The following is a 15256-nucleotide window of genomic DNA, read 5'->3' as shown; positions in this document are numbered from 1 at the left end:
GGTCTTTTTTTGCATGATCGAGACTCTGCGTGAAGCGTCTTCACACATCGAGGAGTATACCATATCATGGCACGGTTTGCGACGGTTTTTTGAAGATAAGTGAATAAATGGGTGGAATCTGAGGGGAAAGTAGGAAGAACAGGAAGGGGATGAACCATAGTGGCCCGTGATCTGCCGATCGGCAACGGCAACATTCTAATGAACTTCGATACGAACTACAATATGCGCGATATGTACTACCCTTATGTGGGTCAGGAGAACCAGGCGCTGGACCATCTCTCGCACTTCGGGGTATGGACGGCCCAGGACTTTTTCTGGATCGACAACCCCGAACTGAAGAAAGAAGCCGGCTATCTCAACGAGTCGCTGATTACGAACGTGAAGTGCACGCATGACCGTCTCGGGCTTGGGCTGCTGATCCGCGACGGGGTGGACGTACAGGAGAACGTATTCATCCGTAAGGTGGTTATCGAGAACCGGCGGAGCGAGGAGCGGACGGTGAAGCTGTATTTTCACCTCGACCTGCATCTCTACGGCAATGGGGTGGGGGATACGGTCTATTACGATCCCGAGCTGAAGTCGCTGGTCTTTTATAAAGGGCACCGCTATCTGTCTCTCTCCTGCTCGGCCGGGGGAGGGAAGGAGGCCGGGGTCTCTTCGTTCGCGACCGGACAGAAGGAGATGAACCATCTCCAGGGGACATGGCGGGACGCGGAGGACGGGAAGCTCGGACGCAACCCGATCGCCCAAGGCTCGGTGGACGGGACGGTGGAACTGGAGCTGCAGGTGCCGGGGAACGGGACGAAGGAGGCTTGGTTCTGGATCGCCTTCGGACGGAGCGCAGCGGATATTCAGCGGCTGGAGAAGGATGTGCGCAAAGTCAACCCGCATACCCTGCTGCAGCGGACGTACAACCACTGGCAGCAGTGGCTGGCGATGGACCGGCACGACTTGTCGCTGCTCGATGCCGACGTGGCGTCGTTCTACAAGCGCAGCCTGCTTATTGTGAGGGCGAACACGGATAACCGCGGGGCGATTATTGCCGCCAACGACTCCGACATCATGAAGTTCAATAAGGATACGTATTCGTATATGTGGCCCCGCGACGGGGCTCTGATTACGCATGCGCTCGACCGCTCGGGCTATCATGCGCTGACGAAGAGGTTCTTCCAATTCTGCAAAAAAGGCCTCTCGCCGGATGGCTACCTCCTGCACAAATATAACCCGGACGGGTCGCCGGGGTCATCCTGGCATCCTTGGATCGATGCGCGGGGTCAAATGCAGCTGCCCATCCAGGAGGATGAGACGGCGCTTGTCATCTACGCCTTGTGGCATCACCATAAGCTCGCCCGGACGCTGGACGAGTCCCGCGATGATTACGACAACCTCGTGCTTCCGGCGGCCGACTTCATGTCGAAGTATCAGGATGCATCGGGGCTTCCGCTTCCGTCTTACGACCTGTGGGAGGAACGCTACGGCGTTCACTTGTTCACGGTAGCCAGCGTCTACGCGGGGCTGCTCGCTGCGGCGAACTTCGCGGACTACTTTCAGGATAAGGCCCGCAGCGCGTACTACCGCGACCAGGCGGAGAAGGTGAAGCTTGCGGCAGAGAAGCATATGTATTCGGAAAGCGAGCAGCGCTTCATCCGGTCCCTGGTCTGGAATTATGACGCTAACACGTACGAGCCGGATCTCACGCTCGATGCCAGCATGTATGCGGTGTTCGACTTCGGCCTGTTCCCAGCCGGCGATCCGAGGGTCACCGCAACGATGGGAGCGATCCGCGAGAAGCTGTGGGTGAAGACGAACGTAGGCGGCTTGGCGAGGTACAGCAACGACTACTACCACCAGGTGACCAAGGACGTGAATCAGGTACCCGGCAACCCCTGGTTCATCTGTACGCTGTGGTACGCCGAGTATCTCATCGCTACCGCAACAGGAGAGAAGGAGCTCGGAGCGGCGATGGAGCTCATCCGCTGGACGATGAGCCATGCTCTGCCGTCGGGCATTCTCGCCGAGCAGGTTCACCCGTATACGGGCGAGCCGATGTCCGTCTCCCCGCTGACCTGGTCTCACGCCACCTTCGTGAAGGTGGTCCAGGAATACCTTGCGAAGCTGAAGGGGTTCCAGCATCAAAAACGCGGGCGGGAAGACCAGAGCGATGAGAAACTGCTCGCGCCGATGGGGGGAAAAGCATGAAAGCGATTCGGGTGACGGGATTGGCGTCAGCTCCCGGCGGAGGCGGGGAGCCGAGATTGGAGCTCGGCGAAGCCCAGCGTCCGCAGCGGCGTACGCCGTCCGAGGTGCTGGTGCGGGTGCTGTGCGTCGGGCTCGACGGGACGGACCGCGAGATTGTCAGCGAAAAATACGGCTTACCCCCGGAAGGCGACACGACTCTGATCATCGGGCACGAGTCGCTCGGCGTCGTGGAAGAGGCTGACCCGGCGACGGGCTTCCGGCCCGGGGACGCGGTCTGCGCTCTCGTGCGCCGGCCCTGCGCGGTGCCAGGCTGCGTAGCCTGCCGCAACGGGCAGCAGGACTTCTGCGAGAGCGGCGCTTACGTGGAACGCGGCATCAAGGGGGCGCACGGGTACCTCTCCGAGTACTATGTCGAGGAGGCGAGGTATCTGGTGCGCGTGCCGGCGGAGGCGCTGCCGTACGGGGTCATGACGGAGCCGCAGAGCATCGTCGAGAAGGTGTGGAGCGAGGTGCAGCGCGTGCAGCAGCGGCTCGTCTGGCAGCCGAAGACGGCGGTCGTGCTCGGCTCCGGGCCGCTCGGCCTTCTGGCGGCGCTGACCTGCCGGTGCCTCGGCCTAGACACCGTCGTCTGGTCGAAGGCGCCGGAGGATTCGGCCGGGGCGCAGCTCGTGCGCGCCTGCGGCGGGCTGTATAAGGAGGCGGAGGATGCCCCGGCCGCCGCTGGAGGGGAGGGCGGAGAAGCGGGCATATCGCCGCTGAGCGCTTTCTTGGCCGCGCAGGGCAAGCGGGCCGACCTCATCTTCGAATGCACGGGCTTCAGCCCGCTGGCCTTCGATGCGATGGAGGCGCTCGCGCCGAACGGCGTGCTGGCGCTGCTCGGGGTCACCCCCGGCAACCGCAGCATCCGCGTGTCGGCGGATCTGCTCAACCGGGAACTGGTGCTCGAGAACAAGCTTATCCTGGGCTCGGTGAACGCGTCCCGAAGGGACTTCGAGACGGGGCTGTACCGGCTGCAGCAGATGGAAGAGCGCTTCCCGGGCGTCCTCGGGAAGCTGGTGACCGAACGGCTGCGCATGGAAGACGTGCCGCAGCTCGACTTTGCGAAGCTCGGGATCAAAGCCGTAGTGGATGTCGTCCCGCAGGAGGAGTGGGGCCGGCTGGTCCGGACGGAAGACGAAAGCGGGGCAGCGGAAGCGAAAGTGGTGTACAGCTTTACGGTCTGAGTATCCCGGCGGCAGGTATGCGCGCCGCTGATGAGCAACATATGAGCAGATATAGGCAAATGTGCAAAAAAACGAGACTCGTTTGGATGAGTTCTCGCTTTTTTTGTGGTTGGGGGTCCATGCCCTCCCGTGGCTGCGGCCGCGGCATGGATCAGCGTTCTGAGCGATTCTTGCGGCTGCGCAGGCTATATACACGGAGCACGAACAGCAGCACGATCACCAGCGCGGCGCCGATCAGGGTCCGGGCCAAGGCGGACATAGGCGGATCCGCTTCCGGATCGTAGGTGTGCAGCGGCGCGGGCAGGAACGTCCGGTCGTCCTGTGCCGCGGACCAAAGGCCTGTACGGCCGCAGAGGTGAGCTGTGGGTATACCGTCCTTCTCCGCGGCATAGACCAGGTACTCATCGCCGAGCGTGACCGGGGTCCACCCGCTGAATTTGACCTCGAGGCGCCTCTCTTCCTGCCCTTTCCAGGTAGAGACCGTGCGGAAGGTGACCGTCTCGTCCCCATCCTTGGATTCCGCGATGCCGCGGAATACGAGCGTACTGCGGTCGTACTCCTCGGGAGCGGACGGCTTGACGGCGCAGCTCAGCGCATAAGTAACGCCCTCCGCCGGAACCAGCGAGGCGACGAATAGGGTACACAATAGATTAATCCATAAGATGCGGTTCCGTAAGTTCATGGTGAAGCCTCTCCTTTCGCCGTACAGATCACCGGCAGAGATACTCCTTGTCGAAGCTTCTGCCTGTTCCGGCCGCTTCAGCAGCCGCTGGTACATCCGGTATAAGGGCTTTGGCTGTTCCGGTACTCGGAAGGGGAGACTCCGTACCACTTTTTGAACTGTTTGGAGAAGTACAGGGCATCGGCGAACCCGACGGATGAGGCGACCTGCTCGATCGTGAGCCTCTCCGTGAGCAGCTGCTTCGCCCGCTCCATCCTGACCTTCAGCAGAAACTGCATGGGGGACATGCCGGTGTGCTGTTTGAACATCTTGGAGAGGTGGGTCCGGTGATAACCGAGCGTCTTCGCCATATGCTCAATGGAAATCGGTTGATAGTATTGAAGCGTCAGCCAGCGGATCGCCTGCTGCACCTGCTGCTGGATGATGGAGCTCTCGGTAACCGGCGGCGCCGCGGCGGCAGCGTCCCGAGCATACTCGGAGATTAGCAGGCGAAGGTAGCCGCCCGAATGAAAATCGCCTCCGGGTCGTCCCGAAGCCAGCGACTGCTCGATGAGATGGAAGAGGGTGCCGAGCCGGCGGACTTCCTTGGAGCGGGTCACCGGTTGATGCTGCGAGATCCCGAGGGCGCTGAGGGATTCGTCCGCGATCGTGCCTTTGAACCCAATCCAGCGGTAAGACCAAGGCGTCTCTTCGTCAGAGGCATAGGAGACCAGCTCCCCCGGGAAGATGAAGAAGCTGTCGCCGGGTCCGAGCGGATAGTCGCGGCCCAGGCAGCGGAAGCTTCCCCTTCCCGAAGTGACCAGATGAACCAGGTGGTAGTCGAGCACCTGCGGGCCTACCTTGTGCAGGGGCAGCGTCTCCGCATGTCCGCCGAACAGCACGGTCAGTTCCCCCCTGCCGGGGGCGGGATTGATCGCTACCGAATGGAATCTCTCGGCCATGATGACACACCTCCGGCTGTTCTGTTATGATGGGAATATCGAAGGGAGAGACAATAGACTCATGAGATGGAAGCCGTTTATTCGCGAGAATGCCATGCATTTATCTTGGGTGGTCGCTTTGACGGCGACGCTCGGCAGCCTTTACTTTTCGGAAATTATGCACTATGAGCCCTGCAGGCTCTGTTGGTTCCAGCGGATCCTGATGTATCCTCTCGTGATTATACTGGCCGTCGCGGCCATTCGCAAGGAACGACATTTGTACCACTATGTACTGCCGATGTCGATCTGGGGCGGAGGCATCTCGTTATATCACTACCTCATGCAGAAGACCGAATGGTTCAAAAGCGGGGCGACGGCCTGCGGCCTCGTTCCATGCGATGTCGATTATATCGACTGGCTCGGTTTCATCACGATTCCGTTCCTGGCGCTGATCGCTTTTGCCCTGATCACGATCATTCAGCTGCTGCTGTGGGCGGCGGACCGGGACTAGTCCCATCCGACAATCGTCCATATAGTTCTCGCATGTGTCCATATCGTTTTCCCAGGCGCAGGAGTATAGTCTTCCTTAGGCAGGATCTACTCAACCAACGCTTGGGAGGCGGTTCAAGAATGGCAGACAAGATTACGTTCCTTGGTGCGGGAAGCACCGTATTCGCGAAGAATGTGCTCGGTGACGTGATGCTCACGCCGGCACTGCAGGGCTTCGAGCTCGCTCTGTTCGATATCGACGGAGAGCGGCTGAAGGATTCGGAGAATATGCTCAATAACCTGAAGTCCACGGCCGGGAGCAGCTGTGTTGTGAAAGCGTATACGGACCGCAAGGAAGCGCTGCGGGGGGCCCGGTTCGTAGTGAATGCGATCCAGGTGGGCGGTTATGATCCGTGCACGATTACGGACTTTGAGATTCCGAAGAAGTACGGCCTGCGGCAGACGATTGCGGACACGCTCGGGATCGGGGGCATCTTCCGGAACCTCCGTACGATTCCGGTCATGCTGGACTTCGCCAGGGATATGCAGGAAGTATGCCCGGACGCATGGTTCCTGAACTACACGAACCCGATGGCTGTGCTGACCAATGCGATGATCACCTACGGAGGCATCAAGACGGTCGGCCTGTGCCACAGCGTACAGGTGTGCATGCCGCATCTCTTCCAATCGCTGGGTATGGAGACAGAGGGCGTACAGACGAAGATTGCCGGCATCAACCACATGGCTTGGCTGCTTGAGGTGACCAAGGACGGCATCGACCTTTATCCGGAGATCAAGCGGCGCGCGCTCGAGAAGCAGAAGGAGAAGCACGGCGACATGGTGCGCTTCGAGCTCATGCAGCGCTTCGGCTATTACGTCACGGAGTCGTCTGAGCACAATGCCGAATACCACCCGTATTTCATCAAAAAGAATTACCCCGAGCTTATCGACCGCTTCAACATTCCGCTCGATGAGTATCCGCGCCGGTGCGTGGACCAGATCGAAAGATGGAAAACGATGCGCGAAGAGCTTGTCGGCAGCAAAAATCTGGAGCACAAGCGTTCTCATGAATACGCTTCCTATATCTTCGAGGCGATGGTGACGAACGTGCCGTTCAAAATTGGCGGCAACGTGATGAACACCGGCCTGATCCCCAATCTGCCGAAGGAGGCCTGCGTCGAGGTACCGTGTCTCGTGGATGCCAGCGGCGTGACGCCGACGTATGCCGGCAATTTGCCGCCGCAGCTCGCTGCGCTCAACCGCACCAACATCAACACGCAGCTGCTGACGCTCGAGGCGGCCGTCACCGGCAAGAAGGAGCATATCTATCACGCCGCACTGCTTGATCCGCATACGGCCGCAGAGCTGTCGATCGACGAGATTGTAGCGCTCTGCGACGACCTGATCGAAGCCCACGGAGGCTGGCTGCCGGAGTACCGGTAAGCTGGACGGCGGGACGCTGCCTCACCGGTGCGTTCATCCGGCGCTGCCGTGCAGGGCGGGGCACAGCCGTAGAAGATAAACGGCTTCGCCGTCCATTGAAGGACGATGCGCGTTTATAAGAAGTAGATGATTACGGGATCGAGCTCTGGCGAGATATAAATTCTAGCATTTTGAAGAAGCCGTTCGTACACGCTGCCGCGCGTAAGAACGGCTTCTTCGCGGTGGTGCGGGTAACCCAGCGGAAGATTCCGGTGACGGACGCAGCCTGTCGCAGCCGCTCACCGCTAAAGTCTGTCTCCGCTGTCCGCTGCGCTGTAACTCTAAGCGCTGCAGCCCGTGGCCGCGGCGGCATCCCCATCCTCTTGCGATTGCCAGTACAGGAAGCCTTTGGTACAATGGACGCGAACGTGAATTCGCTCTTCCGAGGACGAACGGCGAATGTCAGCATCACGGATAAAGGAGAGCTGAGAATGAACTCTACCGCCAGAATGACACTGCTCGCCGCAGCGCTCGGTGTGCTGCTCGCAGGCTGCAGCGTGAAAGTGGAGGACGGACCGGGCGCCGGGGCACCGGCGGATACCGCCAAGGCCCAAGCCTCCGCGAACGGGGAAGCTTCCGGCACGAAACCTCAAGAGACCGCACCGGCCAAGGAAACCACCGCGCAGCCTTCGGGAGAAGCGAAGGACCAAGCTGACGGCGGGGGCAGGACGGCCGAGGAGAAAGAGAAGCCGAAGGAAGCCGCAGCCGGCTCCGGTTCCAAGACCAGCTCCAATGCCGCTGCCGGTACAGAGGACAAGAACGCGGAGGCTGGCAGTTCGAAGGCGCCAGAGAAGGCCGCTGAGTCAGCGAAGCCGTCCGATTCCGCCAAACCGGCGGACAGTGCGAAGAGCGCATCTTCCGCCCTGCGCAATCCTGCGGCAGCCGCTGCCGGGAATGCGGGCTCGAAGCAGCCGCCCGCACAGGGAACCGGCGACCGCAAGGCGCTGTCCTGGTATTACATGAAGCAGCCGAAGGGCAAAGTGCCGAACTTCCCGGGGGAGACGAAGACTTACCCCAAGGGAACCAAGGCGCTCTGGGTCGGTACGGGCAAGAAAGTGTACCTGACGATCGATACGGGCGGTCCGCTCGGCGATACGAAGCTGCTGCTGAAGTCGCTTAGGGATAATAAAGCCAAAGCGAACTTTTTCATTGCCGGCTATAATGTGAAGAAAGATCCGGATTTCGTACGCCAGCTCGTGAAGGACGGACACCTGGTCGCCAACCATACGATGACCCATACCGATATGAACGAGCAGACCGACGAGCAGATCGTCCAAGAAATCCAGGATTACGAGAAGCTGTACAAGGAAGTCACGGGAGAGAAAATCCAGCCGTACTTCCGCTTCCCCTACGGCCGGTACAACATGCATATCCTCCAGAAGGTATCGGAAATGGGCTATACCTCGGTCTTCTGGTCCACCGCCATGCGGGACTGGGAGCCCCGTAAGAACGGGGCGGAGGATCCCTACAACGACATCATGAATAACCTCCATGACGGCAACATCATCCTGATGCACCAAGGCTCGCCGGAGAACATCCAGGCGCTGGACCGCATTATCAAAGAAGTCCGCAAAGCCGGTTACGAGTTCGCTCTGCTGAGCGATATCGAGCCTCCGGACGCCCCCTAATTTCATCATGTATCCCTCATCCCGCTGTCAGCCGCAGCGGGGTTTTCATTTGTCCCGGCCTCTGGTACTATGAATAAGCCTGCAGCGGAGTTCCGCGCAGGGTTGGTACCTTTCTTCCTCTCCCCACATAAAATAGGGAGAATTCACCGAAGGTTATCACACTCCAAGATAAAGGAAGCGAAACCCACGTGCAGCAAGCGATTGCCATATTGGATTCAGGGGTCGGCGGTTTGACCGTGGCGAAGGAAGTCATGCGGCAGCTCCCCCAGGAAAAGATTATCTATTTCGGCGATACGGCAAGAACGCCTTACGGACCGAGAGAGCCGGAGGAAGTGGCCCGCTTCACGCACCAAATCGTTGATTATTTGCTGCAGTTCGGACCCAAGATGATCGTCATCGCCTGTAATACGGCCACGGCTGTGGCCTTGGAAGAGATCCGTGCCCGGGTATCCATTCCGGTCATCGGAGTGATTCATCCGGGCGCGCGTGCCGCCATCAAAACTTCACGCAATCAATCGGTTGGCGTGATCGGGACGGAAGGAACGATCAAGAGCCATGCCTATGAGCTGGCGCTGCGGCAAATCGCTCCGCAGATCGAAGTCGTGAGCCAGGCTTGTCCGCTGTTCGTCCCCCTCGTCGAACGGGGCGAATTCGCTACGGAGCACACACGCCGCGTCGTGGAAGAGACGCTGACGGGACTGCGCCGGCTGCCGATGGACTGCCTCATTCTCGGCTGCACGCATTACCCCTTCTTATCCGAGGTGATCGGGGAAGTGATGGGACCTGGCGTGACGCTGATCTCCTCGGCCGATGAGACAGCCAGAGAAATCAGTACGATCCTTTATCATAAAGGCCTGCTCGCTGCGAGAGGGACGATGCCGGTCCATCAATTCTTCTGCAGCGGCGAGCCGCGGATGTTCAAGTCGATCGCCCAAACATGGCTGAACGAACAAATCAAGGTGACGCCGGTGGTCTGGCGGGTGCCGAATATTATTTAATTGCGCCACATATAGATTAGGAAGCCATGACAAACAGGCAGGCTTGTCAAATGACCGCCGGCTGCCGGCGGTACAGGAGGGCTGCAGCATGACATTTCCTTATGTGGTGCGGCGCGGGGATACGCTCAGCCGGATCTCTGCGAGGTACGGGACGAACCTGGCCTCGCTCTATGGGGCCAATCCCCAGATCAGCGAGGGTGACACGCTCCACCCGGGCCAAGTGATTCATATCCCCGTGGGGTCGGCGAACCGGTACACGGTGCGGGCAGGGGATACGTACGGAAGTCTGGCGGAACGCTTCCGTCTGACCGTGCCGGAGCTTGCCGCTTCGAATCCGGGGGTCGATCCCCGGCGGCTGCGGATCGGACAACCGCTGGTCATCCCGGCGAAGGAGTGCGTTACCGCGCTGCGGTGCGCCGAGCCCTATGGGTACGCGGAGATGATGGAAGACTTGTCTCTGCTCGGTCAGAAGTACCCTGATCTGTCGATTGGCTCGATCGGCCGCAGCGTGTCGGGCAGGGACATCCCGTGGGTGCGGATCGGGCAGGGACCCAGCGAAGTGCTCTATAATGCTTCCTTTCATGCCAACGAATGGATTACTTCCTTGCTGCTGATGCGCTTCCTCGAGGAGTATGCCGCCACGGTATATACAGGCGCTCCTTCCCTTGGAGGGTATGAAGTACGCCCGCTGTTCGAGCAGACGACCTTGTGGCTGATTCCCATGGTCAATCCGGACGGGGTGGAGCTCGTGCATCATGGAGCCGCGCCTGGCGATCCGTCTTCCGGCAGGCTGCTGGAGTGGAACGGCGGTTCGCACGACTTCTCCGGCTGGAAGGCGAATATTCGCGGCGTGGATCTCAACGACCAGTTCCCGGCCTGCTGGGAGGCGGAGAGGGACCGGCGCGGAGTGCCCGGACCCGGGCCGAGGGATTATCCCGGAAGCGCGCCGCTGACAGAACCGGAGGCCGCCGCGATGGCGGCGTTCACCCGCAGCAGGCCGCTCTCCATGGTCATGGCCTTCCATACGCAAGGCCGTGAGATCTATTGGAATTACCGGGACTGCGAACCGCCGGAGGCCGCGGAGCTCGCCGGGCGGCTGGCATGGATCAGCGGATACCGGGCCGTGAAGCTGACCGGCAGCGATGCCGGCTACAAGGATTGGTTCATCCAGGAGTTCCGCCGGCCGGGATTCACTATCGAAGCGGGCTTCGGCGTGAATCCGCTGCCGATCTCGCAGTTCCCGCGGATCTACGACGAACTGCTCCCGCTGATGCTGGAAGGCCTACGGCTGCAAGTATAAGTACACCACAACCGTGCGTATCCTCCCCATTCGGGCAGAGGCTGCGCACGGTTTTTCTCCATAGACGGCGGCCCGCGGTCCCATGGCTGCATGCCGCCGGCATAGCGTTAAAGCTTCGGTCCTCCATCCAGACAAAGCTTCACGAGATCGTCCACATGGGCCGTCGCCACGCACTCCACCGTATCGGCGGCGCCATAGTAAATCTTGACTTCGCCGTCGTCTTCCAGCACCATGCCGCCCGGGAAGATGACTTGGGTGCGGAAGCCTTCCTCTGCTTCGTAGGCGGCTTCGGGCGCGATCAACGGCTCCCGGTACAAGCCGACGACCCGGCTCGGGTCTTCAAGATCTAGCAGGGCGAGTCCGGCACAGTACCGCTTCTTCCAGGCGGGCTCCCAGCCGTTCTTGCCCCGGGATGGATCGAGATCGACGCTGTGAACCGCCGTCAGCCAGCCCTTCGCCGTCTTCACCGGAGGAGCTCCGGGGCCGATCTTATCGTTGGCATACGGCAGATCCTCGACGCCGAGCAGCAGCTTCGCATTCCCCCAATACCGCAGGTCGGGCGAGTCGGATATCCAGACATCGAAGCGGTCCCGCCCCCGGCTGTACACGGGCATAGGCCGTTCCAGCCGGACATACTGTCCGCCGATGCGTTCTGGGAAGAGCACCATATTGCGGTTGTCGGGCACCGACATGCTGAGCACCTCGAAGTGCTCAAAATCGTCCGTGACGGCGATCCCGCCGCGGATGCCGTGCATCGTATCTACCGCGAAGCACATGTAGCATCGGCCGTCGATCACGGTCAGGCGAGGATCGTATGTGCGGATGATCTCCTTGTCCGTGAGGCCGAAGCAAGGAGCGGGCTGCACCTCCCAGTGGATACCGTCGGAGCTGTAGGCCAGACCGAGGTTGGTCGTGCGGCTCGGGAGCAGGGTCTGTGCGCCGGTATCGCCGTAATCGTTGCGGAATACCATAATATACCGGCCCTGAAACTTGGTCACGCCGGCATTGAACACGAGAGCCGGCTTGTAAGGCACGTCGGAGGGCTGCAGCACCGGGTTGGCCGGATGGCGGCGGATGATCTGCGCAGAGGACAGCGGGCCGATCAAAGGAGTGGTCATCGGTCGGTCTCCTTTACTTTAGGGGGAATAGGATACGTTTTCATGATAAAGTAAAAAGAGAAAAGAACCCTCTCATTCCTTCATGGAACTCTCTCAAAATTTCCGGAAACGGGGCTGATCACCCATGACGGCATTTCCCGGGAACAAACATCTGACGGATTATCCGTATATTGATCCGGGCTTTCCTTTTCATCTGTCGCTCAACCGGATCGAGGGCCGCTTCCCGGCCCACCGGCACGACTTCCTCGAGTTCTCCCTCGTCACGGAAGGCGAAGGAACCGAGACCGTCAACGGCGGCCCGCATGCCATGCGGCCCGGCGTCTTCACCCTGCTGCTGCCATACCAAGTGCACGAGATATCGGCGAAGCCGGGCTCCGCCCTGAAGCTGTATAACTTAATGTTCGACCTGGGCCTTCTGCTGCCGATCCTCCGTGAAGAAGAATCGATGTCCGGTCTGCTGTTCGCCGAAACGGAGGAGTCCCCCTATGTGACGCTGGAAGGACAGCAGAGGGAGGGGATGGAAGCGGTATTCCGGGACATGCTGCAGGAATACCGGGGAGAAGGCGAGGCGAGAACGTTCCTGCTTAGGCTGAAGCTGGCGGAGGTGCTGCTGCGGTTTCACCGTGCTAGAGCCGGCCCCGGTCAGGTGCGCCCTGTGCGGAATGCCTCGTCTGCGAACGTGCCGTCGGTCTGGCCGGTCATTCGCTATATCCACACGCATTACCGGGAGGAGCTGCAATTGGCCCGCCTGGCGGAGAGGTTCGGTTATCATCCTTCCAAGCTCAGCGAGGCGATTAAGCGGCAGGCCGGCATCCCTTTCACCAAGCTTCTTCATGAGGTGAGGCTGCGTCATGCCTGCTCGCTGCTCGCATCCACCGACATGCGGATGCTCGATGTGGCGCTGGAGGCCGGCTTTGGGTCCTTCCAGACCTTCAACAGGCTGTTCCGGGTACACAAAGGGGTAACTCCGACGGAATACCGCAGCCTTATGTCCGGGCGCCGCTCCGAAGCTGCCGGCAGGGAGCCGGATGGAGTAACGTGATCCAGAGGCTGACCGGGATAGGCAGGCTGGTGCCGCGAGCTTCTGGTGAGCGCAGGAACGCTGGACCACTGGACCGCTGGATTCGGCTTGGGATCGAAAGTCGGGTATACTGGTGGTATCCAGCTTGTCCAGTTTGTCCCTTAGAAGGAGGTTAGCGTATGTGGACCCGCTTGTTATCGATGCGCCGGTGGGGGCATGTCTTCCGCCGCATTCTCCCTCTGCTTCGGTCGCCCAAAGTGCCGCTTCGCGAGAAGCTTTTCTTCGCTGTACCGGTGCTGGTCTACTGGGTTGCGCCGGACTTGCTCAACTTCCTGCCTGTTGACGATGTCGCGGTCACCCTGCTGCTCATGAATTGGTTCACGGAGCGGGCCGAGCGATATCTCTAGCTTCGGCATCTTATGATGTTTCGCGAAAGAAGGTATGCGTGTGAGTTCTCCAGCAGAGAACGATATCAAGGCGTTATACCGGCAGCTGCTTGAGGCTTGGAACGGGCAGGATGCCCGGGCCATGGCCGATCTGTTCGCCGTGGAGGGCGAGAGCATCGGATATGACGGAAGCATATCGGCCGGCCCGGAGGAAATCTATGCCCACCTGGCCCCCATCTTCGCGAACCATCCTACTGCCCGGTATGTGGCCAAAGTCCTGCGTGTGAATCTGCTCGGAGAAGGCACCGCTCTGCTGCGTGCGTCAGCAGGGATGGTCCCCCGGGGACAGGCGGAGCTGAATCCCGCGGTTAATGCCCATCATACGGTGCTTGCCGTACAGACGGGAGGATCGTGGAGGATTCAGCTCTTCCAGAACACCCCCGCCCAGTTCCATGGAAGGCCCGATCTGGCCGAACGGATGACGCAGGAGCTGCGGGAGCTGCTGAAGTAACGGCTGATGGATGGCTTGCAGCGAAGCGGCGCGGATGGCCTGATCTCGAATCTACGCCAAAGAGGAGGACCCTGGGGCAATGTCATTTAGATAACCTTAACTAAATGGCATTGGATCCTGGGATCCTCCTCTTTGGCAATGCGCGCCGGTACGATGCAGTCCCGGGCCGGTGATAGTAATGCCTACAACGGGTTCGGCCGCTCCGGCTCGTATTCTTCGTCCGGCATGCGGATCCAGCGTTTGAGATGGCCTTTTTCATATAGCGCCTTGATCAGAATGATCAGCACCGGCGACAGGATCACCCCGGCGATGCCGAACAACGAGAGCGAGATGATCATGAACGAGAGCATCGTGAACGCCGAGACGCCGAGCGAATCCCCGGTGATCTTGGGCTCCAGGATTTGGCGGACGCCGACTACGATGAGGAGCAGCACCGCTAGCGAGATCGCAAGCGTCGTCTGCTTCACGATGAGCAGGTAGATGATCCACGGGATGAACAGTGTCGCTACCCCGAGCAGGGGCAGTACGTCGAATACCGCTGCGAGCAGGGCGACGGAGAACGCGTTGTTGACGCCGAGAATGAGCAGCGATACGAAAATCACCACGAAGGTAATCGAGATAAGCTTCGCCTGAGCCTTGAGATAGGTTGCGATCCCGATCAGGACGTTCTCCCGCAAGAAATGGAACACCTTCAGGAACGTCTTCGGCGTCTTCTCGGCAGCGGCCCGCTTCCAGGATTGAATCTCGATACTGAGGAAGTAGGCGAGAATGATCCCGATGACGAAATTGACGACGAACGTGGAGAAGGAGGTCAGCATGACGAACGTGCTCGTCAGGAAATTCCTCGCAATCTGGGTGGCTTTGGTTGTGATTTCGGTCGAGAATTCCTTGGCCCGGTTAATCAGATCCTGCGTAGGCAGCGGCCCCAGCCGGTCCTGCAGCTGATCGGTGCGCTCGACAATCTCCCTCTCCATCACGGCCGCGTATTCCGGCAGCTTGTCCTTCAGGTTGATGATCTGGGAAGTGAAGATGACGCCGACTCCGGTCAAGGCGCTGAGGATGACGAGCACGAAGACCAGCGTCGAGAGCGCGGAGGCGATCGATTTCTTCAGTCCTTTGCGGTGCAGGGCGCGGGCCAGCGGCTCGATGATCAGATAGATCACGAAGGCCATGAAGATCGGTGTGGCAATCCGGTACAGGTAGCTGAAGGCGGACATGAACAGATAGACGGTGAGGACGAGCAGACCGATGTCGATCGCCGTTTTGTAATATTTGCGGTAAAAAGAGATCATGGTCAAC

14 protein-coding genes are annotated in these 15256 nt (G+C 60.0%); 10 read left to right on the top strand and 4 right to left on the bottom strand.

The genetic code is table 11. The features are described from left to right. Positions 1–159 precede the first annotated feature (159 nt). Both O9H32_RS01270 and O9H32_RS01265 read left to right on the top strand, forming a co-directional pair. Entirely contained in the window at positions 160–2199 is a 2040-nt protein-coding gene (locus O9H32_RS01270) for a glycoside hydrolase family 15 protein (protein ID WP_269863900.1), read from the top strand. Then, positions 2196–3422 (top strand): glucose 1-dehydrogenase, encoded by a 1227-nt coding sequence (locus tag O9H32_RS01265; protein WP_269863899.1) that lies wholly within the window; start codon positions 2196–2198, stop codon positions 3420–3422. The genes O9H32_RS01270 and O9H32_RS01265 overlap by 4 nt, the downstream gene beginning before the upstream one ends. A 151-nt stretch (positions 3423–3573) precedes the next feature. Here O9H32_RS01265 and O9H32_RS01260 read toward each other — a convergent pair whose 3' ends face one another. Both O9H32_RS01260 and O9H32_RS01255 read right to left on the bottom strand, forming a co-directional pair. Next, on the bottom strand, positions 3574–4104 hold the full coding sequence (locus O9H32_RS01260) for a hypothetical protein (RefSeq protein ID WP_269863898.1): 531 nt from the start codon (positions 4102–4104) through the stop codon (positions 3574–3576). Between the two features lie 77 nt (positions 4105–4181). Next, positions 4182–5045, bottom strand: coding sequence for an AraC family transcriptional regulator (locus tag O9H32_RS01255; protein ID WP_269863897.1), 864 nt, complete (start codon positions 5043–5045; stop codon positions 4182–4184). A 61-nt stretch (positions 5046–5106) separates the two neighbouring features. Between O9H32_RS01255 and O9H32_RS01250 the strand changes: the two genes are divergently transcribed. The 5 genes from O9H32_RS01250 (at position 5107) to O9H32_RS01230 (ending at position 10921) form a co-directional block, all read left to right on the top strand. Continuing rightward, positions 5107–5535 carry a disulfide oxidoreductase gene (locus O9H32_RS01250; RefSeq protein WP_269863896.1) on the top strand — a complete coding sequence of 143 codons (429 nt, stop codon included), beginning with the start codon at positions 5107–5109 and terminating at the stop codon, positions 5533–5535. A gap of 119 nt (positions 5536–5654) precedes the next feature. After that, positions 5655–6956: an alpha-glucosidase/alpha-galactosidase gene (gene melA, locus O9H32_RS01245; protein WP_269863895.1), complete on the top strand. Its 1302-nt coding sequence runs from the start codon at positions 5655–5657 to the stop codon at positions 6954–6956. A gap of 395 nt (positions 6957–7351) precedes the next feature. Beyond that, complete coding sequence (locus tag O9H32_RS01240) at positions 7352–8623, top strand: delta-lactam-biosynthetic de-N-acetylase (RefSeq protein ID WP_269863894.1); 1272 nt, start codon at positions 7352–7354, stop codon at positions 8621–8623. 188 nt (positions 8624–8811) lie between these two features. Next, the gene (racE, locus tag O9H32_RS01235; RefSeq protein ID WP_269863893.1) at positions 8812–9621 is read left to right on the top strand and encodes a glutamate racemase; all 810 of its coding nucleotides are present in this window, start codon (positions 8812–8814) and stop codon (positions 9619–9621) included. Positions 9622–9709: 88 nt separating this feature from the next. Beyond that, the gene (locus O9H32_RS01230; protein ID WP_269863892.1) at positions 9710–10921 is read left to right on the top strand and encodes a M14 family metallopeptidase; all 1212 of its coding nucleotides are present in this window, start codon (positions 9710–9712) and stop codon (positions 10919–10921) included. A gap of 107 nt (positions 10922–11028) precedes the next feature. Here O9H32_RS01230 and O9H32_RS01225 read toward each other — a convergent pair whose 3' ends face one another. Further along, complete coding sequence (locus tag O9H32_RS01225) at positions 11029–12039, bottom strand: glycoside hydrolase family 130 protein (protein ID WP_269863891.1); 1011 nt, start codon at positions 12037–12039, stop codon at positions 11029–11031. Positions 12040–12163: 124 nt separating this feature from the next. Here O9H32_RS01225 and O9H32_RS01220 point away from each other — a divergent pair, with 124 nt between their 5' ends. The 3 genes from O9H32_RS01220 (at position 12164) to O9H32_RS01210 (ending at position 13957) form a co-directional block, all read left to right on the top strand. Further along, positions 12164–13081 (top strand): AraC family transcriptional regulator, encoded by a 918-nt coding sequence (locus O9H32_RS01220; RefSeq protein ID WP_269863890.1) that lies wholly within the window; start codon positions 12164–12166, stop codon positions 13079–13081. Positions 13082–13239: 158 nt separating this feature from the next. After that, positions 13240–13467, top strand: a complete 228-nt coding sequence (locus O9H32_RS01215; protein WP_269863889.1) for a hypothetical protein — start codon at positions 13240–13242, stop codon at positions 13465–13467. 40 nt (positions 13468–13507) lie between these two features. Next, positions 13508–13957: an SgcJ/EcaC family oxidoreductase gene (locus O9H32_RS01210; protein WP_269863888.1), complete on the top strand. Its 450-nt coding sequence runs from the start codon at positions 13508–13510 to the stop codon at positions 13955–13957. Positions 13958–14139: 182 nt separating this feature from the next. Here the strand turns inward: O9H32_RS01210 and ytvI are convergent, their stop codons facing one another. After that, positions 14140–15249 carry a sporulation integral membrane protein YtvI gene (ytvI, locus tag O9H32_RS01205; protein WP_269863887.1) on the bottom strand — a complete coding sequence of 370 codons (1110 nt, stop codon included), beginning with the start codon at positions 15247–15249 and terminating at the stop codon, positions 14140–14142. Between the last annotated feature and the right edge of the window lie 7 nt (positions 15250–15256).

Origin of the sequence: Paenibacillus caseinilyticus (genome assembly GCF_027533645.1) — a bacterium.
GTDB lineage: Bacteria > Bacillota > Bacilli > Paenibacillales > NBRC-103111 > Paenibacillus_G > Paenibacillus_G caseinilyticus.
The sequence above is the reverse complement of the archived record's forward strand: the minus strand, read 5'-3'. Positions and strand labels throughout refer to the sequence as shown.